Genomic DNA, 13,235 nt, shown 5'->3' with positions numbered 1-13,235 from the left:
GACTCACCGCGCCCAACGGCCCTTCCCAGCAACGGGTGATCCGCCAGGCCCTCGCCAACGCGGGACTCCGTCCGGCCGAGGTCGATGTCATCGAGGGCCATGGCACCGGCACCGCGCTGGGCGACCCGATCGAAGCGCAAGCTCTGCTCACCACCTACGGCCAGGACAGGGAGCCCGGGCAGCCGCTGCTCCTCGGCTCGGTCAAGTCCAACATCGGGCACACCCAGATGGCCTCGGGCGCGGCCAGCGTGATCAAGATGGTCATGGCGCTCCAGCAGGGCGTCGTGCCCAAGACGCTCCATATCGACACGCCGTCCTCGCATGTCGACTGGTCCTCCGGAGCCATCGATCTGCTGACCGAGGAGACCGACTGGCCGGTCACCGGCCGTCCTCGGCGCGGTGCCATCTCCTCGTTCGGTATCAGCGGCACCAATGTGCACACCATCCTCGAACAGGCGCCTGCTGCAGAGCCCGCCGAGGAGCCCGCCGACGACCGCGAACCCGCGCCGGGCGCTGCGCCGGACGTCGTACCGGACACCGTGCCCGTACTGATCTCGGCGCGGAGCGAGGCGGCGCTGCGCGCCCAGGCGGGCCGGCTGCTCGCCCTGGTGGAGGAGCGGCCCGGGACCCGGCTCACCGATCTCGCCTTCTCCCTGGCCACCTCGCGGGCGAGCCTGGAGCGCCGCGCCGCCGTCGTGGCGCGGAAGCCCGACGAACTGCTGCGCGGTCTGCTGGCCCTGCGCGACGGACTGCCGGGACCGGGCGTGGCGCAGGGCGCCGGCACGGGCCGTGGCCGTACGGCGTTCCTGTTCACCGGACAGGGCAGCCAGCGCGTCGGCATGGGACGCGAACTGTACGAGCGTTTCCCGGTGTTCGCCGACGCGCTCGACGCCGTACTGGCCCATCTGGACGGCGAACTGGACCGGCCGCTGCGCGAGATCCTGTTCGCCGCCGAAGGCTCGGCGGAAGCCGCGCTGCTCGACCGGACCGGTTACGCGCAGCCCGCGCTGTTCGCCGTGGAGGTCGCGCTGTTCCGGCTCGCCGGGTCTTGGGACATCACACCCGACTATCTGGCCGGGCACTCCATCGGTGAACTCGCCGCCGCGCACGCCGCGGGCGTGCTCTCCCTGCCGGACGCGTGCGCCCTGGTGGCCGCGCGCGGCCGGCTGATGCAGGCGCTGCCCGAGGGCGGCGCGATGGTCTCCCTCCAGGCCGCCGAGGACGAGGTCCTGCCGCTGCTGGCGGAAGCCGGGGACACCGAGGGCGCGGTCTCGATCGCGGCCGTCAACGGGCCCTCCTCGGTGGTCGTCGCCGGGACGGAGGACGCCGTCCTCGCCCTCGCCGCGTCCTTCGAGGCCCAGGGACGCAAGACCAGGCGGCTGCGGGTGAGCCATGCCTTCCACTCCCCGCTGATGGACCCGATGCTGGACGACTTCGCCCGGATCGCGCGAAGCCTCACCTACCGTCCGCCCGTCATCCCGCTCGTCTCCCATGTGACCGGCGCGCTCGCCACCGACGACCAGGTGTGCTCACCGGAGTACTGGGTCCGCCATGTCCGTGACACCGTCCGCTTCGCCGACGGGATCGGCTGGCTCTCGGCCCAGGGCGGCGTACGGACCTTCCTGGAACTCGGTCCCGACGGAGTGCTCTGCGGCATGGCACGCGAGAGCCTCGCCGAGGAGCCCCGTACGGTCCTGCTGCCGCTTCTGCGCGGCAACCGCCCGGAGGTACGGGCGCTCGTCACCGCGCTGGCGGGCGCGCAGGTCAACGGCGTGGACATGGACTGGCGCGCGTACTTCGCGGACAGCGGAGCGCGCCGGATCGCCCTGCCCACCTATGCCTTCCAGCGCGAGCGCTACTGGCCCGAGGCACCGGCCGGCGCGGCCGTGGGAGCGGAGAGCGCCGCCGGCGCCGTGGACGCCGAGTTCTGGTCGGCCGTCGAGCGCGACGATGTGACGGCGCTCGCGGCCTCGCTCGGGCTGGACGACGACACCGTCACCGCGATGGTCCCGGCCCTCAGCGCATGGCGCCGCCGCCGTGGCGAGCAGTCCGCCGTGGACGCCTGGCGCTACAAGGTCGCCTGGAAACCGCGGACCGGCTCCACCGCACCGGCCGCGCTCTCCGGACGCTGGCTCGTCCTGGCACCGGCCCGTACCGAGGACACCGCCTGGTCCGCCGAGGTCGTCGCCGCCCTCGGTACGGAGACCGTCCTGGTCGAGGTCACCGGGACCGACCGGGCCGCACTGGCCGCCCGGCTGACCGAACTGCGTGCCGAGGAAGGCGAGTTCACCGGCGCGCTGTCCCTGCTCGCACTCGTGGGCCGCGACGGCGAGGCCCGTCCCGAGGTGCCCGCCGCCCTCACACTGACCACCGTCGCCGTACAGGCGCTCGGCGACGCCGGGATCCACGCGCCGCTGTGGAACGTCACCCGTGGCGCGGTGTCGGTCGGCCGCTCGGAGCATGTGATCAGCCTCGACCAGGCCGCCGTCTGGGGACTCGGCCGCGCCGTCGCCCTGGAACAGCCCGGCCGCTGGGGCGGCTGCGTCGATCTGCCCGAGCAGCTCGACGCCCATGCCGCCCGTCGCTTCAGGAGCGTCCTGGCCAGTACGGACGGCGAGAGCGAGACGGCCGTACGTGCCTCCGGAGTCTTCGTACGGCGCCTCGCCCACAGCCCAGCCGGGCCCACCGAAGCAGCGGACCAGCGGCACCCGTTCGACCAGGCGGGCACCGTTCTGATCACCGGTGGCACCGGCGCACTCGGCGGACATGTGGCCCGCGGGCTCGCCCGCGAGGGCGCCCGCCATCTGCTGCTCGCCGGCCGGCGCGGCGAGAACGCTCCCGGCGCCGCCGCACTCCGCACCGAACTGGAAGAGCTGGGCGCCCAAGTAACCATCGCCGCCTGCGATGTCGCCGATCGCGAGGCGTTGGCCGCCCTGCTCGCCGCCGTCCCCGAGGACGCGCCGCTCACCGCGGTGATCCATACGGCCGGAGTGGTCGAGGACACCACCGTGGACGCGCTCACTCCGGACGGCTTCACCGCCGTCCTGCGCTCCAAAGTGGTCCCGGCACACCATCTCCATGAGCTGACCGCAGAGCTGGATCTCTCGGCGTTCGTGCTCTTCTCCTCGACCGCCGGTGTCATCGGCGCGGCGGGACAGGGCAACTACGCCGCCGCCAACGCCTATCTGGACGCGCTCGCCGAGTACCGGCGGGCCCATGGCCTCACCGCGCTCTCCGTCGCCTGGGGCCCTTGGGCCGGATCCGGCATGGCCGCCGACACCACCGGGATCGAGAGCCGCGTACGGCGCGGCGGATTCGAGCCGCTCGCACCGGAACCGGCCGTACGCGCGCTGCTCCGGGCGGTCGAGCACGACGACACCGCCCTCGCGATCGCCGACATCGACTGGGACCGCTTCCTGCCCGCCTTCGCCGCGAGCCGCCCGCTGCCGCTCGTCGGCGACCTGCCCGAGGTACGACGGTCCGCCGCGCCCGTCGGCGCCGACGCCGGAGAGCCGGAACTGCGGCGCCGGCTCGCTGAGTTGCCCGAGGCCGAACGCGCCGGACATGTGCTCGATCTGCTGCGCGCCCAGGTGGCCGCCGTACTCGGCCACTCCGACGCGCGGACCATCGAGGACGACCGGGCCTTCCGCGATCTGGGCTTCGACTCGCTGACCACGCTCGAACTCCGTAACGCGCTCGCCGCACTGACCGGGCTGAGCCTGCCCGCCTCGCTCGTCTACGATCTGCCGACACCGCGCGAGCTGGCGGACTTCCTGCTGGCCGAGCTGCTCGGCTCACTGCCCGAGGCGGCGGCGCCCGTCACGGCGGGCCGGCCGTTGGACGACGATCCGATCGCCGTCGTCGGTATGAGCTGCCGCTTCCCCGGCGCCGACTCGCCCGAGGAGCTGTGGCGGCTGCTCGCCGAGGGCCGGGACGGCATCACCGCGTTCCCGGCCGACCGAGGCTGGGACATCGAGGCACTCGGCGCGGGCGCCTCGGACACACTCCAGGGCGGATTCCTCACCGGAGTCGCCGACTTCGACGCCCGCTTCTTCGGAATCTCACCACGTGAGGCCCTGGCCATGGATCCGCAGCAGCGACTGCTGCTGGAGACCACCTGGGAGGCGCTGGAGCGGGCCGGGATCGATCCGTCGACACTGCGCGGCTCCACCACCGGCGTCTTCGTCGGCACCAACGGCCAGGACTACGTGGACGTACTGCGCCGCTCCGCCTCCGACGTACGGGGATACGCGGCCACCGGCAACACCGCGAGCGTCATGTCCGGCCGGCTCTCCTACGCGCTCGGTCTGGAGGGCCCGGCCGTCACCGTCGACACCGCCTGCTCGTCCTCGCTGGTGGCCCTGCACTGGGCCGGCAAGGCGCTGAGCGCGGGGGAGTGCTCGCTGGTGATCGCGGGCGGAGTCTCCGTGATGTCCAGCCCGGACTCCTTCGTGGAGTTCTCCGCCCAGGGCGGTCTCGCTCCCGACGGCCGGTGCAAGGCGTTCTCCGACGGCGCCGACGGCACCGCCTGGTCCGAGGGCGTCGGCATCCTGGTGCTGGAGCGGCTCTCCGACGCCGTACGCAACGGCCACGAGGTCCGCGGCATCATCCGCTCCACCGCCGTCAACCAGGACGGCGCCTCCAACGGGCTCACCGCGCCCAACGGCCCTTCGCAGCAACGCGTGATCCGGCAGGCGCTCGCCGAGGCGGGACTGGCACCCGCCGAGGTGGACGTCGTGGAGGCGCACGGTACGGGCACCACGCTGGGTGACCCGATCGAGGCCCAGGCCCTGCTGACCACCTACGGCCGGGACCGGGAGCGCCCGCTGCTGCTCGGTACGGTCAAGTCGAACATCGGGCACACCCAGGCGGCGGCCGGAGTCGCGGGCGTCATCAAGATGCTGCTGGCGATGCGCCACGGCACTCTGCCGAAGAGCCTGCACATCGACACGCCCTCGGCGCATGTCGACTGGTCCTCCGGCGCCGTGTCGCTGCTGCGGGAGGCGGCGGTCTGGCCCGAGACCGGCCGTCCGCGCCGGGCCGGAGTCTCGGCGTTCGGCGTGAGCGGGACGAACGCGCATGTCATCGTGGAGCAGGCACCGTCCGTCGAAGCGGCGCCCGGGACCGCTCCCGGGCCGGACGTCGTACCCACCGCCGTACCGGGCACCGTCCCGGAGCGGACCGTAACTCCCGGCGTGGCGCCCGCAGGCGTGCCGTGGATCGTGTCCGGCAGGACCCGTGAGGCGCTCCAGGCCCAGATCGACCGGCTCACCGACTTCGCCGCCGCCGACACCGCGCTCTCGCCGGTCGACATCGGGCACTCCCTCGCCACGGACCGTACGGTCTTCCCGCACCGAGCGGTCCTGCTCGCGGGCGCCGACGGCGTACGGGAGATCGCCCGCGGAACGGCGGGCCGCGCTCCCGGCAGGACCGCGTTCCTCTTCTCCGGCCAGGGCAGCCAGCGCGGCGCGATGGGCCGCGAGCTGTACGGGCGGTTCCCGGTCTTCGCCGAGGCGCTGGACGCGGTGCTCGCCCATCTCGACACCGAGCTGGAATTCCCGCTGCGCGAGGTGCTGTTCGCCGAGCCCGGCACCTTCGAGTCGGAGCTGCTGGACGAGACCGGCTGGACCCAGCCCGCGCTGTTCGCCGTCGAGGTGGCGCTCTTCCGGCTCGCCGAATCATGGGGACTCACACCGGACTTCGTGGCCGGGCACTCCATCGGCGAGATCGCCGCCGCCCATGTGGCGGGCGTGTTCACACTGGCCGACGCCTGTCGGCTGGTGGCGGCGCGCGCCTCGCTGATGCAGGCGCTTCCGCAGACCGGCGCGATGGTCGCGCTCCAGGCCACCGAGGACGAGATCACCTCACTGCTGGGCGAGCATGTCTCGATCGCGGCGGTCAACGGCCCCGAGGCGCTGGTCGTCGCGGGCGCCGAGGACGCCGTCCTGGAGATCGCCGAACTCTTCGCGGCCGACGGCCGCAGGACCAAGCGGCTGCGCGTCTCGCACGCGTTCCACTCGCCGCTGATGGACCCGATGCTCACGGACTTCGCCCGGGTCGCCGGGACCGTCGCGTACCACGAGCCCAGGATCCCGGTGGTGTCGAATCTGACCGGCGCCCTGGCGGCCTCCGACGAACTGCGCTCGCCCGCCTACTGGGTACGGCATGTCCGCGGGACCGTGCGGTTCGCCGACGGAGTACGGACGCTGCGCGACGCCGGAGTCCGTGCCTTCGTGGAGCTCGGTCCCGACGGAGTGCTCTCCGCGATGGCCCAGCAGAGCCTGGACGGAGCCGAGCCCGCTCCCGTGGTGGTGCCGCTGCTCCGCGCGGCTCAGGGCGAGGAGGCGGCCGTGGTCGCGGCGCTCGCCACGCTGCACACCCGGGGCGCGGGCCCGCGGTGGGCCGCGTTCTTCGAGGGCACCGGCGCGCGCCGGGTGGAGCTGCCGACGTACGCGTTCCAGCGCGAGCGGTACTGGCCCGAGGCTGCCGCACCGGCCGTGTCCGGAGCGGCGGGCGGCGCGCAGGAGCCGGTGGACGCGGAGTTCTGGTCGGCGGTGGAGCGGGAGGATCTGGAGTCGCTCGCCGCCTCGCTGGACCTGGACGACGAGACCGTCACCACGATGGTGCCCGCGCTCTCCGCGTGGCGCCGTCGCCGGGACGAGCAGTCAGTCGGCGCGAACTGGCGCTACCGCGAGTCCTGGACGGAGCTGCCCGTGACCACCGGGGCCGCGGCTTCGGGTGCCTGGCTGGCGATCGTGCCGGCCGGTGCCGAGGACGCGTGGACGGCCGCCGCCGTCGAGGCGCTGGGCGCGGACACCGTACGGGTGGAGGCGGACGTCTTCGCCGCGGCCGATGACACCGGGCTGGTGGCACGGCTGGTGTCGGCACGCGGCGACGGGAGCCGTTTCACCGGCGTTGTCTCGCTGCTCGCCGCCGCTGCCGAGGAGCTGCCGGCCGAGCCGGCCAGGCCCGCCGCGCTGCTGGCGGCCCTGGACGTGGCGGGCATCGAAGCGCCGCTGTGGTGCGTCACCCGAGGCGCCGTCTCCGTGGCTCCGTCCGAGGCGCCGTTCAATGTCGGACAGGCCATCGTCTGGGGCCTGGGCCGGGTCGCCGTGCTGGAACATCCCGAACGCTGGGGCGGACTGATCGATCTGCCCGAACCGTCGGACGAGCGGGCGCGCGTCGCCTTCACCAGGGCCCTGACCGCATCGGACGGCGAGGACCAGATCGCGGTCCGCGCCGACGGAGCCTTCGGCCGGCGCCTGATCCGTACAGCGGCCACGACGCCCGCCGAGGGCGGATCGTGGCGGCCCACCGGCACCGTGCTGGTCGTCGGCGGTACGGGCGCCATGGGCGGCCGGGCCGCCCGCCGGCTGGCCCGTGAGGGCGCCCGTCATCTGCTGCTGACCGGCCGCCGTCCGTCCGACCTCGTCGGTACGGAGGCACTCGAAGCCGAGCTGAAGCGGCTCGGCGCCACGGTCACCTTCGCCGTCTGCGATCCGTCCGACCGAGCCGCGCTGACCGCGCTGCTGGCCACCGTGCCCGAGGACGCACCGCTCACCGCCGTCGTCCACGCGCAGGAGCCGGACGGTGACTCCGAGGCGGCGCTCTCCTCGGCCCTTGCCGGAGTCGTCCAGCTCGACACGGTCCTCGGCGACCGGCCGCTGGACGCCTTCGTCCTGTTCGGTTCGATCGCCGGGACCTGGGGCGTACGCGGCCAGGAGACCGAGGCCGCGTACAGCGCCTGGCTGGACGCCTTCACCCGGTCGCGCCGCGCCCGAGGAGCCACCGCGCTGTCGGTCGCCTGGGGCGCCTGGACGGAGGCCGTGGACCACTCCATGGCCGCGCATCTGCGGCTGAACGGACTGCCCGTGATGGACGCCGACGCGGCGCTCGCCGCGCTCGGCCGGGCCGTCGCCGACGGCGAGAGCGCCATCACCGTGGCCGATGTCCGCTGGGAGACCTTCGCACCCGCCTTCACCGAGGCGCGCCGAGGCGCCCTGCTCGCGGAACTGCCCGAGGCCCGCGCGGCATTGGAGGCCGCCGACCGCGACCGGAGGGAGGAGCGGTCCACGGCGGGCATCTACCGGCAGTGGCTGCTCGGCCTGTCCGAGTCGGAACGCGCCGACGCGCCGCTCGCGCTGGTCACCGAGAAGGTCGCCCTGGTCCTCGGCCACGCGGATGCCGACGCCGTCGAGTCCGACCTGCCCTTCCGCGACCTCGGCTTCGACTCCCTGACCGCCGTCGATCTGCGCAACCAGCTCAAGGACGCGACCGGGCTCACTCTGCCCGCGACCTTGGTCTTCGACCATCCGACACCGGCCGAACTCGCCGCGCATCTGCGGACCTTGCTGCTCGGTGAGGCGCCCGCCACCACGGCACCCGTGGCCGCCTCCGTACAGACCGCCGAAGACCCGGTCGTGATCATCGGTATGGCCTGCCGCTACCCGGGCGGTGTCACCTCGCCCGAGGAGCTGTGGCGGCTCGTCACCGAAGGGACCGACGCCGTGGGCGAGTTCCCGACCGATCGCGGCTGGGACCTCGACACTCTGCTCGGCGGCCCGCCGGAGGGCGGACGCGGACGCAGCGCCACCGGCCACGGCGGCTTCCTCCACGACGCGGCCGACTTCGATCCGGGCCTGTTCGGCATCTCGCCGCGCGAGGCCGTCGTGATGGATCCGCAGCAGCGCATCGTGCTCGAAGCCGCCTGGGAGGCGCTGGAGCGGGCCGGTATCGACGCGACGAGCCTGCGAGGCAGCACCACCGGTGTCTATGTCGGCGGCGGCAGCGGTGACTACCGGCCGCCCGCCGAGGCCGGCCAGTGGGAGACCGCGCAGTCGGCGAGCCTGCTCTCCGGCCGGCTGGCGTACTCCTTCGGTCTCCAGGGACCCACGGTCTCCGTGGACACCGCGTGCTCCTCGTCGCTGGTCGCCCTGCATCTCGCCGCCCAGGCCCTCCGTTCCGGCGAATGCCCGATCGCCCTGGCCGGCGGTGTCACCGTGATGGCCACTCCGGCGGGCTTCGTCGAGTTCAGCGCCCAGGGCGCGCTCTCGCCCGACGGCCGGTGCAAGGCGTTCTCCGAGGCGGCGGACGGCACCGGCTGGTCCGAAGGCGTGGGCATGCTCGTGGTCGAGCGGCTCTCCGACGCGCGCCGCAACGGCCATCGCGTACTGGCGGTCCTGCGCGGCTCGGCCATCAACCAGGACGGTGCCTCCAACGGACTGACCGCGCCGAGCGGGCCCGCGCAGCAGCGGGTGATCCGGCAGGCCCTCGCCAACTCCGGTCTCTCGCCCGCCGAGGTGGACGCGGTGGAGGCCCATGGCACCGGCACCAAGCTCGGTGACCCGATCGAGGCACAGGCGCTGCTCGCCACCTACGGCCAGGACCGCGATCCGGAGCGCCCGCTCCTGCTCGGTTCGCTGAAGACCAACATCGGTCACACGCAGGCCGCTTCGGGTGTGGCCGGCGTGATCAAGATGGTGATGGCAATGCGCCACGGCACCCTGCCGAAGTCGCTGTACGCCGAGAACCCGACGTCCCATGTGGACTGGACGGCGGGCGCCGCCCGGCTGCTCACCGAGCAGATCGCCTGGCCGGACTCGGGCCGGCCGCGCCGCGCCGGAGTCTCCTCGTTCGGTGCCAGTGGTACGAACGCGCATATCGTCCTGGAGCAGGCACCGGAGGCCGCTACCGCCACTGCTACCGATACCGCTACCGATGCGCCATCCGGCGGGCGCGAGGTGAGCACCGTGCCGGTCCTGCTCTCCGGCCGGACCGGGAACGCGCTGCGCGACCAGGCCCGCAGGCTGCTCGCCCAGGTGACCGCCCGTCCCGATGTCCCGCTGACCGATCTCGCCTTCTCGCTCGCGACGACCCGCTCGGTCTTCGAGCACCGGGCCGCCCTGACCGTCACCGAACGCGGCGGTCTGCTCGACGGCCTCACCGCGCTGGCCGAAGGGAACACACTGCCGCAGCTGGTCGAGCACAAGGTGGAGAAGGCGGGCAAGCGCGCTTTCCTCTTCTCCGGCCAGGGCTCGCAGCGGCTCGGGATGGGCCGTGAGCTGTACGAGCGGTTCCCGGCCTTCGCCGACGCGCTCGACACCGTACTGGCCCTGCTGGACACCGAGTTGGACGCCGAGTTGGAGCGCCCGCTCCGTGAGGTGATCTGGGGCACGGACGCCGCGGCGCTGAACGACACCGGCGCCGCCCAGCCCGCGCTGTTCGCTGTCGAGGTGGCGCTGTACCGGCTGGTCGAGTCCTGGGGCCTGACTCCGGACCTGGTGGCCGGGCACTCCATCGGTGAGATCGCCGCCGCCCATGTGGCGGGCGTGTTCACACTGGAGGACGCGGTCAAGCTGGTCGCGGCCCGCGCGAGGCTGATGCGGGCGCTGCCGGCCGGCGGCGCGATGTTCGCCGTACAGGCCACCGAGGACGAGATCGCTCCGCTGCTCTCCGGCCGGATCTCGGTCGCCGCTGTCAACGGCCCGGCGTCCGTGGTGATCTCGGGCGAGGAGGGCGTGGCGCTGGAGGTGGCGGCCGAGCTGGAGAGGCGTGGCCGCAAGACCAGCCGGCTGCGGGTCTCGCACGCGTTCCACTCGCCGCTGATGGACCCGATGCTGGACGGCTTCCGCGCCGTCGCCGGACAACTGGCCTTCCGGGCACCGCGTGTCCCGGTGGTGTCCAATCTGACCGGCGCCCTGGCCACGGCCGAGGAGCTGTGCTCGGCGGAGTACTGGGTACGGCATGTCCGGGAGGCCGTACGGTTCGCCGACGGTGTCAGGACGATGGCGGAGCGCGGAGTGACCGCGTTCCTGGAACTGGGCCCGGACGGAGTGCTCGCCGCCCTGGCCCAGGAGTCGGCGCCGCCCGCCGCCGTCGCCGTACCGCTCCTGCGCAAGGGCAGGGACGAGGAGACCACCTTGGTCACCGCGCTCGCCCGGCTGCATGTCCACGGCGCGGGCCCGGTCTGGCCGGCGTTCTTCGCGGACACCGGAGCCCGGTGGGTGGATCTGCCGACGTACGCCTTCCAGCACGGCCGGTTCTGGCCCGACGCGCCGGCCGTCACCGCCGAGGCGACGCCGCAGGCGGACACCACGGACCGCGCGTTCTGGGACGCGGTGGAGCGGGAGGACTTCGCCTCGCTGGAATCCGTGCTGGACATCGAGGAGGACGCGCTGTCCAGGGTGCTGCCCGCGCTGCTGGACTGGCGCAGGCAGCGCGAGGACGAGTCGGTCGTGGAGGGCAGGCGGCACCGTGTCGTCTGGCGGCCCATCGGCGGCTCCGCCCTCGCCCACCGCAAGCCGCTGACAGGCACCTGGCTCGCCGTGGTGCCCGGTGAACTGACCGAGGACGCCTGGGTGTCCACGGCGCTCCACGCGCTGGGCACCTCGGTCGTACGGCTCCCGGTCGCCACTCCCGACCGCGCCGCGCTCGCCGCGGAACTCCGTGCGCTGGGCGACAGTGCTCGTACGGATGGCGCGCCCTTCGCCGGAGTCGTATCGCTCCTGGCCCTGCGGGATTCCCTGGCGGACGGTGTGCCCGAGGGCACCGCCCTCACCGCCGTACTGCTCCAGGCCCTGGGCGACGCCGGGATCGGCGCACCGCTCTGGTGCCTCACCCATGGCGCGGTCTTTGTACGCCGTACGGAGGAGCCGCGCCGCCCGCTCCAGGCCGCTGTCTGGGGCCTCGGCCGAGTTGCCGCGCTGGAGTATCCGGAGCGCTGGGGCGGTCTGATCGATCTGCCCGGGACACTGGACGGGCGGACGGCCGCCGGGCTCACCGGCGTACTGGCCGGACTCGACGGAGAGGACCAGGTCGCGGTACGCGGCTCGGCCGTGCTCGCCCGGCGCCTGGTACGGGCGCCCGGTGAACACCCGGCCCGTGTCTGGGAGCCGGACGGCACCGTACTGATCACCGGTGGCACCGGCGCCCTCGGCGCCCATGTCGCCCGCAGGCTCGCCCGGGACGGTGTCCGGCATCTCGTACTGCTCAGCAGGCGCGGCCCCGACGCGCCCGGCGCCGACGCGCTGCGGGCCGAACTCGAAGGGCTCGGCGCCCGTGTCAGCCTCACCGCGTGCGACGCCGCCGACCGGGACCAACTGGCCGCCGTACTCGCGGACATCCCGGCCGAGCATCCGCTGACCGGTGTCGTGCACACGGCCGGAGTCCTGGACGACGGCGTACTCGACCGGCTCACTCCCGAGCGGTTCGCGCCGGTCTTCCGCGCCAAGGTCACCTCGGCCCTGCTGCTCGACGAACTGACCCGCGAACTGGACCTCACGGCGTTCGTGCTGTTCTCCTCCGCCTCCTCCGCCGTGGGCAACCTCGGCCAGGCCAACTACGCGGCGGCCAACGCCGTACTCGACGCACTCGCCGAACGGCGCCGGGCACAGGATCTCCCGGCGACCTCGATCGCCTGGGGCGCCTGGGGCGGCGGCGGAATGGCCGAGGGCGCCGGAGCCGACGAGGCCGCGAGGCGCGCCGGGATCGGCGCCATGGACCCGGAACAGGCCTGCGAGACACTGCTGCGTCTGATCATGGAGGCCGAACCGACGGCGGTCGTCGCCGAAGTCGCCCTGGACCGCTTCGTGGCCGCCTTCGGCGCGAGCCGGCCGGGCGCCCTGCTGCGCGAACTCCCGGGCTACCGGGAGATGGTGGCCGCCCAGGCAGCCGCGCAGGGCGGTGGTGCGGTCGGCGGCGGTGCGGGCGGTGGTGCGGTTGAAGACGGCCTGCGGGAGCGGCTGGCGGGACTGAACGCGAACCGCCGTCTCGAAACGGTCGTGGAACTGGTCCGTACCCGCGCCGCCCATGTACTGGGCTACCCGGACACGGACGCCGTCGGTCCCGAGCGGTCCTTCCGCGATCTCGGCGTCGACTCGCTGGGCGCCGTGGAGCTGCGCAACCAGCTCAACGCCGCCACCGGTCTGAGTCTGTCCGCGACGCTCGTCTTCGACCATCCCACGCCCACGGCCCTCGGCGAGCATGTGCTGCGGCAGCTCGTTCCCGATGAGGGCCCCGACAGCGGGACCGACGCCGAGGAGGCGGAGATCCGGGCCCTGCTGGCCTCCGTACCGCTCGCCCGGCTGCGCGACATCGGCGTACTGGAGCCGCTGCTCCAGCTCGCCGGACGAGGCGGCGGCGCCTCGGCGGAGAACGAGGAATCCGGCGAGGCCATCGACTCGATGGCCGTGGCAGACCTGGTGCGGGCCGCGCTCAACGGCCAGTCCGACCTGTAG

Annotated in this window: 1 protein-coding gene (cut by a window edge); it reads left to right on the top strand. The window is 73.6% G+C overall.

The features are described from left to right. Nucleotides 1-13,235 carry the end of a type I polyketide synthase gene (locus ACFV6H_RS17655; RefSeq protein ID WP_385542638.1) on the top strand. The gene continues 15,544 nt to the left of window position 1, outside the view, so 13,235 of the gene's 28,779 nt are visible here — the last part of the coding sequence; its start codon lies beyond the left edge, outside the window; its stop codon occupies nt 13,233-13,235.

Source organism: Streptomyces sp. NPDC059743 (genome assembly GCF_042732975.1).
In the GTDB taxonomy this organism is placed as follows: Bacteria; Actinomycetota; Actinomycetes; order Streptomycetales; family Streptomycetaceae; genus Streptomyces.
This window is presented reverse-complemented; position numbering and strand designations above follow the sequence as displayed.